The sequence below is a fragment of the Mesorhizobium sp. AR10 genome (genome assembly GCF_024746795.1).
Lineage (GTDB): Bacteria > Pseudomonadota > Alphaproteobacteria > Rhizobiales > Rhizobiaceae > Mesorhizobium.
Genome location: NZ_CP080524.1, coordinates 2,953,326 through 2,968,824, shown reverse-complemented (window position 1 = coordinate 2,968,824; position 15,499 = coordinate 2,953,326). Strand labels below are relative to the sequence as shown.

The following is a 15,499-nucleotide window of genomic DNA, read 5'->3' as shown; positions in this document are numbered from 1 at the left end:
AGTCGGCCATCAGGAACTCGCCGTTGCGGAGAAGTTCGACAATGAGCGCGAGGCGGTGCTTGCTGTCGCTGATCGGCAGAACCAACAGGCCCTTTGAGTCGCCGCGTCAGTTGAAACGTTGGATGGCCGAGCGGGGGATCGATTCAATGAGGCGACGTGTATACGGGTGCTGCGGGTTGCCGATGACCCTCTCCGTCGGTCCCTCCTCGACGATCTCGCCGAGATAGAGGACATAGATGCGCTCGGCGACCTGGCGGACGACAGCGAGGTCGTGCGTGATGAATAGATAGGACAGCCCGTGTTCGGCCTGCAGGCGCTTGAAGAGGTTGAGCACCTGCGCCTGCACCGAGACGTCGAGGGCCGATACCGGTTCGTCGCAGACGAGGATCGCCGGTTTCACGGCAAGCGCGCGCGCGATGGCGACCCGTTGGCGCTCGCCGCCGGAAAGTTGCGCCGGACGGCGCGCGGCGTAAGCGGCGGACAAGCCGACATTCGCCAGCAGCGCCGCGATCCGCTCGGGCGTCGCCGGGCCGGTGGCGCCCGCGGAGGCCCCGATCGCCTCGCTAAGCGCCTGGCCGACGCTGTGCCTCGGATTGAGTGTCGAATACGGATCCTGGAAGATCATCTGGATCGTCTGGCGAACGCGGGCGCGGTCGGCCTTCGCCATGGCGCGAAAGTCCGCTGCCGCGATGCCGTTGATGCGGATGTCGCCCGCGGTCGGTGTTTCGAGGCCGACGAGGCAGCGCCCGAGCGTGGTCTTGCCCGAGCCGGATTCGCCGACAAGGCCGACGCTCTCACCGGGCATGATGCGCAGCGATACGTCCTTTACAGCACGAATCGGACGGCCCCTGGGGCCGACGAACGTCTTGACGAGCGCGTCGACGTGGACGAGCGCCCCTTCGGTATCGTCCCGGCGCGGCGTTGCTGGCGCCGCGGACAGCGCCGCCGTGCGCAGCGCGTCGAGCTCGCCCTGAATCTCCTCCTGACGAATGCATGCGGTGAGCCGGCCCGCATCGCGGGCGGCCAGTTGCGGCTTGCCGGCGCGGCATATCTGCTTCGCCCAGTCGCAGCGGTCGACGAAGCCGCAGCGGTCGACCACATCGGCCGCTTGGGGCACGGAGCCCCGGATCGCGACGAGCCGGGGCACGCGAATATCGGCCGGCGGTTCCGACAGCAAAAGTCCCAAGGTGTAGGGGTGGAACGGCTGCCGCTCGACAGCGGCGGCGTCGCCGACTTCGAGCAACGAGCCGGCGTAGAGCACATAGACGCGCTCGCAGGTCGAGAATGCGAGCCGTAAATTGTGGGTAATAAGGATGAGGCTCATGTGCCGCTCGTGCTGGACATGGCGGAGCAGCTTGATGATCTCCGCCTGGGTGGTCACATCGAGCGCCGTCGAGGGCTCGTCGGCGATGAGCAGCTCCGGGTCTCGGGCAAGGGCGGCGGCAAGCGCCACGCGCTGGCACATGCCGCCCGACAGCTGGAACGGCATGCGGCGGGCTACATCCTCGTCGACGATGCCGACTTCCGCGAGGCGGCGTTTCACCTCTGCCGCGCGCGCAACGCGCGAAGCGAATTCGGGCCGGCCGCGCAGCATCTCATCGATGTGGTCGCCGCTTCGCATGAGCGGATTGAGCATCGTGAACGGATCCTGCATGAGCATCGACACGCGAAACCCGCGGATCTTGCGAAGTTCCTTCTCGGCAAGCCGCATCAACGGGATGCCGTCGAGCGTGACGGCGCCGGTGGCATTTATGCCCGGCGGCAATATGCCGGCGATCGCTCGTGCGGTGAGCGTTTTTCCGGACCCGGATTCGCCGACGATCGCAATGGTCTCCCCCCGCCCGACTGCGATGTTCAAGGGTGTCGTGATGGGCACCGTGCCGTGCGAGATCGCCAACCCCGCGACGTTGAGGAGCGGCTCCTCCTCACCGGGGCGCTCCACGGCCGTGTTCACTTTGCAAACCGCTCGAACAGCCAGTCGCCGATAAGGTTCATGCTGACCGCGGTCAGGATGATCATTCCCGCGGGCAGGAGCAGCGCAACCGGATTGGAGAAGAGGATGTTGCGGTTCTCGAATAGCATCCGACCCCAGTCGGGGGTGCCGGGTTCAACACCAAGGCCGAGGAACGACAGCCCCGCGAGATTGACCAGCGCGAAGGCGAAGTCGAGGACGACATAGGCCAGGATGATCGGCAGCACGTTGGGGAGGATGTGAACGAACAGAATACGCGTCTTCGAGATGCCGAGCGTGCGTGCGGCGTCGATATAAGGGAGCGGCCGCTGCTTAAGCACGGCGCTGCGCACGATGCGCGTGTCGGGGGCGGTGAAAAGGACGACCAGAACGAGGACGGCGGTCCAGTAACCGCCGCCCACCACGCCGACGACGACGATCGCCACAAGCGGTCCCGGCAACGCCAACATGAAATCCACCCAGCGCATGACCGCCGAATCGACCAGGCCTCCGAGATAGCCCGAAAGCAGGCCAAGCAGGGTCGCCACCGAGAACGCAGCGGCGGCGACGACGACCGGGCCGACCAAGGCCGTCCTCGCCCCATAGATCACGCGCGACAGGACATCGCGGCCGAGAAGATCCGTCCCCGCGATGTGGGCAGCGGAAGGCGGCGTATCGCCAACCCCGAGTTGCTGGAGGGAGGGCGAATAGGGGGCGATCCCCGCGCCAAGGATGGCGCAGATCACCACCACCACGATGATCAGCGCGGCAATGAGAATGACGATCGGCGGGCGCGGCGGCAGCTTCGTCTTTCGCGTCTCGTCGATGGCTGGGGCGCTCATGACTCGACCCTGCCGAAGCGGATGCGCGGGTCGATCAGCATGTAGATCACGTCGATCGCCAGGTTGACCAGCACGACAAAGACAGAGAAGAGCAGCGTGGTGCCCTGGATCGTCGGGATGTCGCGTTTCTGGACCGCATCCACCGTCAAGGCGCCGAGGCCTGGCAAGGAAAAGGTGACCTCGACGTAGATCGCGCCAGCGACGATCCCGACGACGATGATCCCTGCGGCCGTGACCACCGGGATGAGTGCGTTCCTGAGCACGTAGGCGAATGCGATGCGCCGCGAACTCAGCCCGCGCGCCCGCGCAAAGGTGACGTAGTCCCGGTCCAGCTCCTCGATCATCGCCGCGCGCGTGATCTTGATGACGATGGCCATGACCGAGATCGCAAGCGCAAGTGCGGGAAGCGTCAGGTGCCAGGCACGGTCGAGGAATCCGGTCCCCGGACCGAAGATCGGGAACCAGCGCAGCAAAGCACCGAAGACATAGAGAAGGAAAATGCCGGTAACGAAGGCCGGCGAGCTGATGCCGAAGACTCCGAACATGACCACCGCCCGGTCGAGCCGCGTGCCGCGGCGGAAGGCAGCGACCGCGCCGAGCAGGACGCCAAGGCCGAGAACGAGAACGGTGCTCATCGCGCTCAGGAAGATGGTGACACCGAGCCGATCCGCGATGGTACTCGTCACCGCCCGATTGCCCTGGATGGAGACACCCAGATCGCCCTGGACCACCTGCGACAGCCACTTGAAGTATTGTACGAGGAATGGATCATCCAGGTGATAGCGCTCGCGGATGGCGGCAAGCGTTGCCGGGTCCGACGCGCGCGCGCCGAGCAGGGAGCGCACCGGGTCGCCCGGCGCGATGTGGACCAGCGCGAAGACGCCAAAGGAGATTATGAGGAGGAGTGGGATCGCCACGGCGAACCGCCTTAGGACGAAGACGGCGACGCCCGAGCCCGTCACCGGGGCGCTCCGAGATAGCGGTCGAACCAGCCAATCGTGCGGCGCCATGCGTCGAGCTGATGATCGCGCTCGCGCAGGCCGTGGCCTTCGCGCGGATAGACGACCAGCTCAGATTCGACGCCGCGCTCGAGGAGTGCTGCATATAATTCCTGCGCCTGGCCGAGCGGAGTGCATCGGTCCCCTTCGCCATGGATCATCAATGTCGGCGTCGTGGGATTGTCGAGCCGCATGATCGCCGAACGGTCGAGCGCTACACGGCGATAGCGCTCCTCCGACAGCGGTCCGCCATTGATGAAGGCATGGAAGTCGTGATTGCAGGAATAGTGGCTGGAGAGCTGATTGGCGATGCCGGAGACCATCACCGCGGCTTTGAACCGGTTGGTCGTCGCCACAGCCCAGGCCGTAAGGTAGCCGCCATAGCTGGCGCCGGTGATGCCGAGCCGGTCGGGGTCGCTAATGCCCGCTGCGATGCATTCGTCGAGGCCGGCGAGAATATCCTGGAACTCGGCCCCCGCCGGGTCGCCGATATTCAGCATGCCGAAGGCCCTCCCCCAGCCAACACTGCCACGGTAGTTGGGAAGGAAGACGGCGTAGCCGGCCGTCGCGAACGGCAGCGCGTCACCCGGATTGTAGGCATGCCTGACCGCCCAGCTCGGGCCGCCGTGGATGTCCACAATGGTCGGCCTCGGCCCCTTGGCGCCGTCGCGCGGCAGCAGGACCAACCCCTCCATCTCAAGCCCCCCTGCTCCTTTCCAGGCAATGGCGCGGACCTCCGGATAGGCGTTGAAGTCCCTGGCCATGTCGCCGTTCAGATTGGAGACGGTCGACCATGCGGAAGCCTCCGCGACGGACTTGAATACTACTTCAGGCGGTGCTCCATCGCTCTCGCGCACCGCTGCGAAACCCTTCTTGTCGGGCGCGGTCGTTATGCCGGCGCTGAAGCTGTTTGTACCGATGATCGCATCTTCGCGCGTCATCCATTCGACACTACCGTCGAGACATGTGACGCCATAGACGGAACCGAGCCGCGACCAGCCTGTGAACCAGAGGCTGTTGTCGTCACGCCACTTCATCGACGTAATGCTCGACATGCCGCTCGGGGTGACGGTGGTGATCTCACCGGTGGCAATGTCGAGGACGCTGATTTCGCTGGCGACGAGGCCACGGTCGCTGGACCACCCATCGAGGAAGGCTATTCGCTTGGCGCTCGAGTCGGCCGAGGGGGCCAGGAGCTGCCAGCGCGGCCGGTGCAGGATCGTCGCGGCACGTGTAGCAAGATCGATGCTGGCCAGTTCGGCGTGATACCAGCCGCGCTCGCTCGGGTCGGCCGAGACGATCGCAAGGGCGGCATCCTCGCCGAGAAGTTCGAATTCCCAGACGCTGAGCTCGGACGGCCCGACCTCGACCGTCGATCCGTCGTCTTTGCTGACGCGGAACAGGCGGCGCCGCGCATTGGCGGGGCTCGTCACCGCGGGATCCTCTGGCTCTCCCCAGGTCAGGCGCTGCGCACCATTGGTCGCGCCGCCGTCGAGGCCGCGGTCCGCGGCCAATACGATCAGGCTCCCGCCGTCGGGCGCCCAGCGCATGTCCTCGATGGTGCCGGCGACGTCCCCTACTGGCCGCTCGCCGCGATCGTCCTTGAGGAACAGCGACATTTTCCCCTGCAAAGCGCGATCGGAGACAAACGCCAGCGCGCCGTCGACCGGCGACAGATGCGGCAGGCCGTCGCCGCCCGGCCCGTTGGTCAGCTGCACCGCTTCTGCTCCGTCCAGGGAAAAGCGCCAGACGCGGCTCTGCGGGGATTGCCGCGGCTCGTGCACGGCGGGACGAACAGCGGCAACGACCGCCGTGCCATCGGGGGTGAAGGAGAGGTCCGAAGGAAAGCGCAGCTGGTGAAGTCGTGCGAGACTCGCTTCAAAAAGGTCCATCTGCCGACACCTTTGGCAATTCTCGGCTAGCAGTTCTCGGCCTGGCGCACGAGCGCGCCGGCGCCGGTCGATGTGGCGAAATCCTTACTTGAGGTCCTTACTTGAGGCCAAAACCGCGGATCGCCCACGGGATATTGTACCAGAAGGCGGTGTAGCCGGTGAGCTTATACTTACTGTTCATCGCCATCGCCGAGTAAGGCCAGAAGATCGGCACAAGCGCGACGTCCTCGTTGGCGATCTTGAACACGCCCTTCAGCGCATCGGCACGGGCTTTTGGGTCGGCCTGCTCGTTGGCGGTCTTCAGGAACGCATCGACTTCTGCATTCTTGAAGTTCGAGGCGTTCATGCCATCCTTCACTGCCGTGGCACTCGAGAAGAACAGGTAGGGGTAGTTGGCCGCGTCGGCGAAGTCCGGATAATAGGCCATGATCTGCATGCCAAGGTTCTCGTGCCGAAAGTACTGCGCGAGCCAGGTGTTATTGTCGACCTCCTGGATGCTTGCACGGATACCGATCTGCTTCAGGTTCTCCACCACCGACTGCATGATGTTGACCATATAAGGATCGGAGGTCGGTGCGGGGATGGTGACGTCAAAGCCGTCCGGATGGGCGGATTGAGCCAACTCGGCCTTCGCCTTCGCCAGGTCAAACGGATAGCCCGGCAAGGCCGCGTAGAAGGCACGGACCTCTTCGGGAGGCAGAACTTCCGACCACATCTCGGGCGGGTTCAATGCCGTTGCCGCCTCGCCGTTACCCTTGAGGAGCGCCTTGACCAAACCTTCCCGGTCCACGGCATAGGCGACCGCACGGCGCACATGGATATCGTCGAACGGCGGCGCCGAATGGTCGAGAGTGAGCGTGAATATGCCGAGCGACGGCGCGGTGACGATGTCGATGTTGCCGAGCGCCTTCCACTGGTCGACGTCGGAGATGGCGAGGTCGAAGGTGCCGTCGATGTCACCGTTCTGCATGGCGAGAAGCCGGGCCTGCCGGTCTGGAATCGACTGGAGGGTGATCCGCTTGACCACTGGCTTCGGCCCCCAGTAATCGTTGCGAGCTTCCAGGACGACATGGTCTGTCGGGACGAATTCAACAAGCTTGTAGGGGCCGGTTCCCAGCGGCAGAACCTCGGGCGTTCCAATGTTCTTGTCCGCGAGTTGTTCTTTCTTGAAGACGAAACCCGCCATGTGGCCGGCGGTATAGGCGAACTGGACGTTCGGCGCCTTCAATGTGACGGTTACCTCATCGGGAGCCGTCGCCTCGACGGTCGCAACCGAACTGTAGAAGGAGGCGAGTTGCGAGCCGGAATCCGGGCGCATGTGGTACTCGAAGGTGGCGACGATATCGTCAGCCGTGAGTGGACTTCCGTCGCCAAATTTGACGCCGCTGCGCAGATGATACTTGATCGTCGTCGGATCAACCTGCTCCCACTTGTCGGCCGATGCGGGCTTAAGAGCGAGATCGTCGCCGAAGGCTAGCGGTCCTTCCTGGACGAGCGACATGATCGCGCCCGTATAGGTCTGCCAAGCATGTGGAACCAAGAGCGTGTCGGGGATGCTGGGCAGCGCCCAGGTGATCGATTCGATCTGCTCTTCCGCCTCTGCCGAAGATGCCGTCGCTAATGCCCCAGCGGTGGCGAAGGCGGCGGTGAGAGCCACCCCGTTGATCATGACGCTACGTCGAGTAAGCCCCTTTGCCATTTTGCTCCCCCGTTCCTTGGATAGAGACGCACAGGCTGACCAACTTGTATTGTACGCAATTAATCGACCGTATCGCAAGTCAATGCACCGCCAGGCGAACGGCGCGAAAGGCACCCTGGTAGACCAAGTTGGTAGTCTGGCATTCCAACGCGCGGGATCAGCCACACTACTCGCCGATCGAAGCCTGGCGGATGTCTAAGCTAGTGCAATTCCGGCTTTTGCAAAAAGCGGGAACTTGGCCGGTTGGCGCCGAAAACTCCCATCGAGTTTCTGGGGCTTGTACTTTCTCATCGCAATCTCCCGACTATCGGGCCCCATCCTCGTAGAGCTCAATAGGGAGTCCGTCAGGGTCCGTGATGAAGGTAAACGAACGTCCTGTGTAGGGATCTATCCGGATAGGTTCAACTTCGACGCCTCGCGCCCGAAGTAACCGAGCGGTCGCCTCAACCGAGTCGACCGAGAATGCTAAGTGTCGCAATCCGCATGCCTCAGGCTTGGTGGGCCGGCTCGGTGGTGCTGGAAAACTGAACAACTCAATCTGCACAGGCCCATGGCGCAAGTCGCACTTCCAAGATTGCCTTTCGGCGCGCCAATTTTCGTCGGCAACAACGAAATCGAGCTTGTTCGTGTAGAACTGCTTCGACATCTCATAGTCACTGCAGATGATTGCGACGTGATGGATTCCCAGAAACATCGAATTGGCCTCATGTAAGCGCGGACAAAGCCGGCTCCGCATATAGTTGGATCATCCGGCCTTCTATCGAACTTTGAATTCCGATGACAACCATCACCGCCCTGATTACGGGCGGCGGCGAGCCCTGCGCCGAGAACGCCTGGCTTGCAGCGGAGCCGGGCGGCCAGACCTCCGATTCGTCCCGAGGATCTACGAAAACCGTTGATTTTATTGGGTTTTTCATGGGTTAAAATCAGACGTCTTCCCGTATCGTCCGGTATCGTTCCGACAGAGCCAAACAGTTGAACTCAGGCGGCGGCTGGACCGGGTGATTCAGCTGGAAACGCGGTTTACTCAGACCAGTCCGGAGACCACGAAGACCAGCCAGGCAATGATGGGGCCGATGATGGCGATGAGCGCGCTGTAGATCAGCAATGTCCGCAACACGCTGTCGCGCTCGGATTCCTGCGCGTTGGCGACGACAAGGGCACCGTTTGTGGAGAACGGGCTGGTGTCGACGATGGTCGTTGAAATGGCGATTGCCGCCACGACCCCGATAGCGCTGATGTGGCCCTGCAGCAAGAACGGAACGGCGAGCGGAATGATGGCGCCGAGCAAGGCGGTGGACGAGGCGAACGCCGACACGATCGCGCCGGTGAAGCAGAGGAGGAGAGCAACAAGCAGCGGCATGCCGAGGCTGGAGATGCCTTTGGCGACATAGTCGATCGTGCCGATCTTCTCCATGACGCCGACATAGGTGATGATGCCGGCGATCAGCAGCACCGTCGACCAGCTGACCTTGTCGATCGCCGCCTTCTGGGTCTTCGGCGAGAGGAGCGCCAGGGCGACCGCTACAGTGATCGCCACCAGCCCGACATTGAATTTGAAGACGAGCGCGCCGATGGCGAGCGCCGTGAGGCCGACCAGCGTCGTCAGCTTCTCCGTGGTCAGGCTCGAAAGTATCGACACGTACTTGGTCTGCTCCTCGAAGACGTGATGGCTGATCGGCGTGGCCGGTGTGCCGCCGTGGCCGACGATTGGCTGCGTCACGCCTTCGGGATGAAGGTCGGGCAGCGGGCCCGACGCGATCGAATGCTTGCGCAGTACCTTAGCGCCGCCGGAGACGAAGAAGACGAGAACTGCGATAGCCAGGTTGAAGAAGAAGCTGGAGAGAAACAGTGATGTCGGCGCGAACGGCAACCCCGCCTTGTCGACGATCTGGTTGGTGATGCCGCCATAGACGCTGATCGGCGAAAAGCCGCCCGCCTGTGCACCGTGAATAACCATCAATCCCATCATGACCGGATTGATGCGATACTGGAACGCAAAACCCAGCGCCACCGGGGCCAGGATGGCGACGGCTGCAGGTCCGAGCGCACCGAAGCCGGTGATGACGGCGGCGACCAGGAACATGACCCAGGGAATCCACGCCACATGTCCGCGCACCAGTTTGACCGCCCCCTCGACCAGCCAATCGATGGTGCCATTGATCTGGGCGATGGCGAACAGATAGGTAATGCCGACCAATGTCAGGAAGAGGTCGCTCGGGAAGCCGGCGAATATTTCCGCCGGCTTCATAGCCATGATGAGCGAGCCGACCACAAAAGCGCAGGCGAAGGCGAGTGCGCCCATGTTGATCGGCTGGATGGTGGCGATCACGAACATGCCGGCCAGCAGTGCGATCGACAGAATCTGGACATTCATAGCTTCCTCCCTCGGGAAACGCCTTCAGGCGCCCGTTCTTGTTCCATCTGTTGGTAGATCAGCCTGCGTCGGTCTCGCTCCCAAGCACCAACGCGGGTGGTGGCCTCCTAGGAGGCGGGCATGTAAAGGTTACTGTACCGGTCGCGCAGGAGGTTCTTCTGCACCTTTCCCATAGCGTTGCGCGGAAGGTCCTCGACGAAGATGACCCGTTTGGGCTGCTTGTAGCGCGCGAGGCGGGCATGCAGCGCGTTGAGCACGGCCTTTTCGTCCAGTATGGCGCCGGACCTGAGGACCACTATCGCCGTCACCCCCTCACCGAAGTCCGGGTGCGCAACGCCGATTACCGCGCTCTCGGCGACACCATTGAGCTGGTCGATCTCGTTCTCGACTTCCTTCGGATAGATGTTGTAGCCGCCGGAAATCACCAGGTCCTTGCCGCGTCCGACGATGTGGACATAGCCCGCCTCATCGATTTTGCCGAGGTCGCCGCTGATGAAATAGCCGTCCCTGGTGAACTCCGCCGCCGTCTTTTCCGGCATCCGCCAGTAGCCCTTGAAAACGTTCGGGCCCTTGATCTCGATCATGCCGGTTTCGCCCGGCCCGAGCGTCTCGCCCGTGGCCGCATCGGTGATCCTCACCGACACGCCTGGGAGTGCAAGGCCAACTGTTCCGGCCCTTCGCTCGCCGTCATAAGGGTTCGAGGTATTCATGTTGGTCTCGGTCATGCCGTAGCGCTCGAGGATGGCGTGACCGGTGCGCTGCTCGAATGCGGCGTGCGTTTCGGCAAGCAGCGGCGCCGAGCCTGATATGAAGAGCCGCATATTGGCAACGGCGTGGCGGTTAAGGCCCTCGTGCTGAAGCAGCCGTACATAGAACGTCGGCACGCCCATCATCAGCGTCGCCCGCGACATCAGAGGAAGGATTTCATCCGGCTCGAACTTTGGCAGCAGAAACATCGAGGCGCCGGCGATGAGCGTGACGTTGGTCGCCACGAAGAGCCCATGCGTGTGAAAGATCGGCAGCGCGTGGATCAGCCGGTCGGCTCTCGTCACGCGCCAGAACTCGCGCAACGCGAGCGCATTGGACAACAAATTGCCGTGCGTCAGCATTGCGCCCTTGGAACGGCCGGTGGTGCCCGATGTGTACAGGATCGCTGCGAGATCGTCGGGCGCGCGCGCGGCGTCGACGAAATCGACAGGCTCCTCCCTTGCCAATTCCATCAGCGATCCGGCGCCGTCAACATCGAGCGTTTCGACGATCGCACCGTGGCGATGTGCGATCTTTTCGACTTCGGCCCGAGCCTTCGATGAGACGACGACGAGCCGCGGTTCGGCGTCACCGATGAAATAATCCAGTTCGGCCAGTGTGTAGGCGGTGTTCAACGGCAAATAGACCGCCCCGCAACGCACGCATGCGAGGTAGAGCATCAGAGCCAGCGGGCTCTTGTCCACCTGGACCGCTACGCGGTCGCCAGGGCGAACGCCAAGCACGTCGATAGCGCTGGCGAGCTGACCGGAAAGGCGCAATGAATCCCCGTAGGTCCAACGCCGGCCATCGATGGTCTCGACGAAAATGGCGTCGCCGGTTTCGGCGGGCGCTCGAATGGCGTCGAACAGGTGATTGCTCATAGAACTCCTCCCAATTTTCGATCAGGCCTTTTGCATTTCGTTAGGGCGGGCCGCGCCGCCGACTCCCGCTACGGCCAAAGCGGTTGCCGCCAGTTTCTTTACCTCCGGCGAAGCAGCGACCTCGCCATGTTGTGCCAAGGCTTCATGGTTCGCCTCGATGTCGTCCAGCTTGTAAAGATAGTTGACCATCAGGCCGTGGGATTGCCGCATGGCCTTGGCAGAGCGGTCGGCGAGGAAGTTCAGCCGTTCGAGACGTGCGCCATTGCCCAAGTGAAAACGGGCCACCGGATCGACCGCCCGCCTGCCGCTGGCGCGTTCCTTGACGAAATAGCGTGCAGCGAGCGGGACGAGCACATCTTCGACGACCCGTGCCTTCTGCGGATTGTCCGCCCAGGTCGGATCGTCCAGCAGTTCGAGCGTCTCGAGGGCCTGATCATCGAGGCCAGGATCAGCCGTCTTGCGCAGCCTCGCCAGCCAGCCGGCGAACCCCGGCGCCGGAGACAGCGTCACGAAGGTCTTCAAACCCGGCAGGTCGCGACGCAGATCCTCGACCACCTGCTTGATAAGAAAATTCCCGAAAGAGATGCCGCGCAGTCCCTCCTGGCAGTTGGATATCGAATAGAAGACAGCGGTGGTGGCGTCCTGGGCTCTGATCAGGGAACGGTTTTCGTCGAGCACATCCGCGATGGAGGAGGGAATCGCCTTGGTCAGTGCAACCTCAACGAAAATCAGAGGATCGTCTGCGAGACGCGGGTGGAAGAACGCAAAGCACCTGCGATCGGCTGGAACCAGTCTCCGCCGCAGTTCCTCCCAGCCGGCGATCTCATGCACAGCCTCGTATCTGATAATCTTCTCCAGGATGTCGGCTGGCGTCGACCAGTCGATCGGACGCAGGGTCAGGAAACCACGGTTGAACCATGAGCCGAACAGGTGGGCGAAGTCGGCATCGACGGCGCGAAACTGTTCCGTCTCATCCCTTATGGCCAGCAGGCGCTCGCGCATCTCCACCAGTCTTGCCGTACCTTTGGGGGCGAGGTTGAGCCTGCGTACCAGTTCCTGGCGACGTGGCTCGGCGGCTTGATGCAGTTCAATGACAGCGTCCGAACTCCTGTCGCCGCGGTAGCGCTCGATGGCTTTGTCAAGCTTGGCGAGATCTGGGCCGAACCGCTCGTGCAGTATGCGCACGAAGTCTTGCTGATCGGCCGCGTCCAGCTGGGTCCAGCGCTGAAGGATCTCGGCGGCCAGTGCCATGCCCGAGGCTTCGCCCCTGCTCGACAAAAGCATGTCGCAGAGTGTCTCGATATTCGTCTCGGCTTGGACCGGCCCGTTGCGCGCGCCCACCGCAAGCAGCCTGCGGCCGCGGTCGGTGATGCTTTGCACCATATCGCTGAAGAACGAGACGCCTGCCATGTCGGAGTCCTCCTGTCAAAGTCGAAATGGGCGTAAGCAGATTCCTGCGCATTCTCGACGCGTGCTGCTGCTCGGTTGCATCCGCCGATTGTGTGCGACTTGCCTATTATGGTATCGTTCTTAAATTTTCTTGTGCGCAATGTCAACTATCTTGCATACAAGATTTCTCATATTGTATTTTTGGAGCCATAGATGTCGGAGAATGTCGTTCAACGCCTACGTGACGAAATCGAAAACGGCATCATTTCGAACGACTTCGCGCCTGGCGCGCGCCTGGACGAGGTGCAATTGGCCAGGCGCTTCGGTGTGTCGAGAACACCGGTACGCGAGGCGCTTATTCAATTAAACGCAATCGGACTGGTGGAAATCCGCCCGCGTCGGGGTGCCGTGGTGATCGATCCGGGACCACACCGTATTTTCGAAATGTTCGAGGTGATGGCGGAGCTTGAAGGTTTGGCCGGTTCGCTCGCCGCGCGACGATTCACCGATGCCGATCGCACAGCCATCCTGGCAGCGCACGCAGATTGCGAGCGTTCGTCCTCGGCCGGCGACAGCGACCTGTACTATTACGACAACGAACGCTTCCACAAAGCTATCTATGCTGCCAGCCACAGCGGGTTCCTGGCTGAGCAGTGCGTCGCGCTGCATCGCCGTCTGCAGCCCTACAGGCGTCTCCAGCTTCGCGTGCGCAACCGCGTTGCCACCTCGTTCGCCGAGCATGGTGCGATCGTGGAAGCAATCCTCGCCGGCGACGCAGAGCGGGCGCGCACTGTCCTGCGCCAGCACGTCAGCATCCAGGGCGAACGCTTCAGCGATCTTGTGGCGTCGCTGGCGAGCAGATAGGCGATCGGTCCGGTGGTTCCACGCTGAATAATATGCGACTTGCCGCTGCAGAAGACAAAATATCCAGGCCGCAATGACAGATCGACACAGGGAGTTGCATATCGCGCCAGGTATTTTGCCGTCGCGGCATTCTCGATCAGTCGCTGAAACCATCCCATTCGCACGTCGTTGCCGCCGATCACCGCACGGATCGCTGAGTGGCCTTTCGACGCCAGAATTTCTGTATTAGGTGTGACGTGTGTCTTCGATGAGAAGGAGGGTCGCAGCGCAAGGCCAAAATGTTTTCTTTCGAACCTCATGACTTAGCCGATATAAATAAACCTTCCTGTGAATGTTTTCTGGTAAGTCTTTGATATATATCAATATGGTGGTGGACACAGTCCGTGGCGAACCAGTCTCCGACCAAATTCCCTGATAAACGGCAAAAAACAGGGAAACTTTGCGAAAAGCAGCGAAATTGCCCAGATTCGAAGGGAGATTGGAAGGCAATTTCAATGGATTAGACATCATATCCCTTGCGAAGCGATCAGGGAATTTACCCCGACAAGCAGGGAAATTAGTTCTGCGTTGCTGAATGGATTAAATCAAACAGGAGAGCGCGTCATCGAAGCGTCAGTTACTGCACTGCGTCGGCCACACGATCTCGTTCGGTGATGACGGTCGACACAAAGGCTCGAACCATCTGCGTTTATCTGCAAGCCAGTTCCGAGCCGTTCGGCGCCGGGCGAAAAATCCATTCTAGCTGACCTAATTTGCGCCGATGGCTAGGCTGGCTGGGCCAGCTCGATACCTTAACGCCGCAATAATCTCAAATTGCACGCATGATCAAAGATCAGCGGACGCGCTGCCCGCGGCTTCGAGATTCGGGCTCGAGTGGGCAGGAAACAAACGTTATGGTTTCGCCGAAGCGCGGCTGGTCCTCGCGCCGCTCGGCGACCACCGTTTCGTATGGGGGCAAGTCGTGATTGTCAGGCGGCTACCGTGGCCCGGCTCGCCTCGACGAGTTCGGCGATGACGTTGGCGAGCGTCGTCGTGCCTTTGACTGCCGATCGGTCATGATCGCTGAACTCGATCCAGCCCTCGTTGAAGCCGTCGAGCATCCGGATCCGAGGCAACGGATTTCGCGTTCCCTGTGAGCGGAATATCTGCTCCCAGCTCTCGCGCGGCACGGTCTCGACCCGGACCGGGCGCTCCAGCACCATGGCGAAGGCGCCGGCGAGATCGTTCGGCGATACGCGCACAGGCCCCTCGAGCTCGACCACCCGCGTTCCGCTCCAGTCCTCCCGGAGAAGCGTGGCTGCCTGGCGCCCGACATCCTGCGTCGCGACCATCGCGAATGGCTTGTGTGCCGGCTGCAGGAAGCTGCGCAGCACACCTTCGTCGCGCGCCGAGGGAACGTCCCAGAGCGCATTCTCCATAAACCAGCCGGGTCTCAGGAAGGTGACCGGAAGGCCAATCTCCTGCAGCGACTGTTCCATCAGCGTGCGCTGGGTCAGCAAGTTCTCGTGCGGCGCATCCGCGCCGATGGTCGACAAGCAGACCACCTTGCCGGGACGCGCCTCGGTCAAAGCCGCAGCCACGGCCGCGATGACGCGCCTGGCCTCGGGAAAGCCGGGCTCCGGATCGAACTCGGAGGGCGGCAGGATGAAGACGCCCGTGGCACCCCGGAAGGCCGCAGTTAGGCTTGCCGCATCGTCCATCTCGGCCAGGGCGACGTCACAGCCCCGGGTTCTCAACTCCGCTGCCTTGGCCTCGTCGCGCAGAACGGCGCGGACGGGCAGTCCTTCGGCGAGGAGGCTGCGCGCAAGCGCGCCGCCGACCTTGCCCGTGATTCCGGTGATTGCGTACATGATGGTTCT

The 15,499-nt window shown here is 62.3% G+C and carries 12 protein-coding genes; 2 read left to right on the top strand and 10 right to left on the bottom strand.

The annotated features are described in order from the left end of the window. Nucleotides 1-106: 106 nt before the first annotated feature. From LHFGNBLO_RS17920 to LHFGNBLO_RS17895, 6 genes are all read right to left on the bottom strand, one after another. Complete coding sequence (locus LHFGNBLO_RS17920; RefSeq protein WP_258609471.1) at nt 107-1,954, bottom strand: ABC transporter ATP-binding protein; 1,848 nt, start codon at nt 1,952-1,954, stop codon at nt 107-109. Then, nucleotides 1,951-2,793 (bottom strand): ABC transporter permease, encoded by an 843-nt coding sequence (locus tag LHFGNBLO_RS17915; protein WP_258609470.1) that lies wholly within the window; start codon nt 2,791-2,793, stop codon nt 1,951-1,953. Before LHFGNBLO_RS17915 ends, LHFGNBLO_RS17920 begins: the two co-directional genes overlap by 4 nt. Beyond that, nucleotides 2,790-3,755, bottom strand: coding sequence for an ABC transporter permease (locus LHFGNBLO_RS17910; protein WP_258609469.1), 966 nt, complete (start codon nt 3,753-3,755; stop codon nt 2,790-2,792). Before LHFGNBLO_RS17910 ends, LHFGNBLO_RS17915 begins: the two co-directional genes overlap by 4 nt. Beyond that, nucleotides 3,752-5,683: a S9 family peptidase gene (locus LHFGNBLO_RS17905; RefSeq protein ID WP_258609468.1), complete on the bottom strand. Its 1,932-nt coding sequence runs from the start codon at nt 5,681-5,683 to the stop codon at nt 3,752-3,754. The genes LHFGNBLO_RS17910 and LHFGNBLO_RS17905 overlap by 4 nt, the downstream gene beginning before the upstream one ends. A gap of 97 nt (nt 5,684-5,780) precedes the next feature. After that, nucleotides 5,781-7,547, bottom strand: coding sequence for an ABC transporter substrate-binding protein (locus LHFGNBLO_RS17900; RefSeq protein ID WP_258609466.1), 1,767 nt, complete (start codon nt 7,545-7,547; stop codon nt 5,781-5,783). A 139-nt stretch (nt 7,548-7,686) separates the two neighbouring features. Continuing rightward, nucleotides 7,687-8,076: a VOC family protein gene (locus tag LHFGNBLO_RS17895; RefSeq protein WP_258609464.1), complete on the bottom strand. Its 390-nt coding sequence runs from the start codon at nt 8,074-8,076 to the stop codon at nt 7,687-7,689. 83 nt (nt 8,077-8,159) lie between these two features. Between LHFGNBLO_RS17895 and LHFGNBLO_RS17890 the strand changes: the two genes are divergently transcribed. Next, nucleotides 8,160-8,306 (top strand): hypothetical protein, encoded by a 147-nt coding sequence (locus LHFGNBLO_RS17890; protein ID WP_258609462.1) that lies wholly within the window; start codon nt 8,160-8,162, stop codon nt 8,304-8,306. Nucleotides 8,307-8,409: 103 nt separating this feature from the next. Here the strand turns inward: LHFGNBLO_RS17890 and LHFGNBLO_RS17885 are convergent, their stop codons facing one another. The 3 genes from LHFGNBLO_RS17885 to LHFGNBLO_RS17875 form a co-directional block, all read right to left on the bottom strand. Further along, nucleotides 8,410-9,759: an SLC13 family permease gene (locus LHFGNBLO_RS17885; protein ID WP_258609461.1), complete on the bottom strand. Its 1,350-nt coding sequence runs from the start codon at nt 9,757-9,759 to the stop codon at nt 8,410-8,412. A gap of 107 nt (nt 9,760-9,866) precedes the next feature. Next, a complete protein-coding gene (locus LHFGNBLO_RS17880; protein WP_258609459.1) occupies nt 9,867-11,387 on the bottom strand; it encodes a malonate--CoA ligase in 1,521 nt (506 codons plus the stop codon). 21 nt (nt 11,388-11,408) lie between these two features. Further along, nucleotides 11,409-12,797 carry a malonyl-CoA decarboxylase gene (locus LHFGNBLO_RS17875; protein WP_258609457.1) on the bottom strand — a complete coding sequence of 463 codons (1,389 nt, stop codon included), beginning with the start codon at nt 12,795-12,797 and terminating at the stop codon, nt 11,409-11,411. A gap of 192 nt (nt 12,798-12,989) precedes the next feature. On the opposite strand from LHFGNBLO_RS17875, the gene LHFGNBLO_RS17870 reads away from it, so the two are divergent. After that, a complete protein-coding gene (locus tag LHFGNBLO_RS17870) occupies nt 12,990-13,640 on the top strand; it encodes a GntR family transcriptional regulator (RefSeq protein ID WP_258609455.1) in 651 nt (216 codons plus the stop codon). A gap of 968 nt (nt 13,641-14,608) precedes the next feature. Here LHFGNBLO_RS17870 and LHFGNBLO_RS17865 read toward each other — a convergent pair. Then, nucleotides 14,609-15,490 (bottom strand): NmrA family NAD(P)-binding protein, encoded by an 882-nt coding sequence (locus LHFGNBLO_RS17865; protein WP_258609453.1) that lies wholly within the window; start codon nt 15,488-15,490, stop codon nt 14,609-14,611. Nucleotides 15,491-15,499: the final 9 nt, after the last annotated feature.

Excerpts from the sequence above, each read along its gene's own strand:
- LHFGNBLO_RS17870 (WP_258609455.1), top strand. The coding sequence starts at position 12,990 with ATGTCGGAGAATGTCGTTCAACGCCTACGTGACGAAATCGAAAACGGC.
- LHFGNBLO_RS17875 (WP_258609457.1), bottom strand. The coding sequence starts at position 12,797 with ATGGCAGGCGTCTCGTTCTTCAGCGATATGGTGCAAAGCATCACCGAC.
- LHFGNBLO_RS17880 (WP_258609459.1), bottom strand. The coding sequence starts at position 11,387 with ATGAGCAATCACCTGTTCGACGCCATTCGAGCGCCCGCCGAAACCGGC.
- LHFGNBLO_RS17885 (WP_258609461.1), bottom strand. The coding sequence starts at position 9,759 with ATGAATGTCCAGATTCTGTCGATCGCACTGCTGGCCGGCATGTTCGTG.
- LHFGNBLO_RS17915 (WP_258609470.1), bottom strand. The coding sequence starts at position 2,793 with ATGAGCGCCCCAGCCATCGACGAGACGCGAAAGACGAAGCTGCCGCCG.
- LHFGNBLO_RS17890 (WP_258609462.1), top strand. The coding sequence starts at position 8,160 with ATGACAACCATCACCGCCCTGATTACGGGCGGCGGCGAGCCCTGCGCC.
- LHFGNBLO_RS17905 (WP_258609468.1), bottom strand. The coding sequence starts at position 5,683 with ATGGACCTTTTTGAAGCGAGTCTCGCACGACTTCACCAGCTGCGCTTT.
- LHFGNBLO_RS17895 (WP_258609464.1), bottom strand. The coding sequence starts at position 8,076 with ATGTTTCTGGGAATCCATCACGTCGCAATCATCTGCAGTGACTATGAG.
- LHFGNBLO_RS17865 (WP_258609453.1), bottom strand. The coding sequence starts at position 15,490 with ATGTACGCAATCACCGGAATCACGGGCAAGGTCGGCGGCGCGCTTGCG.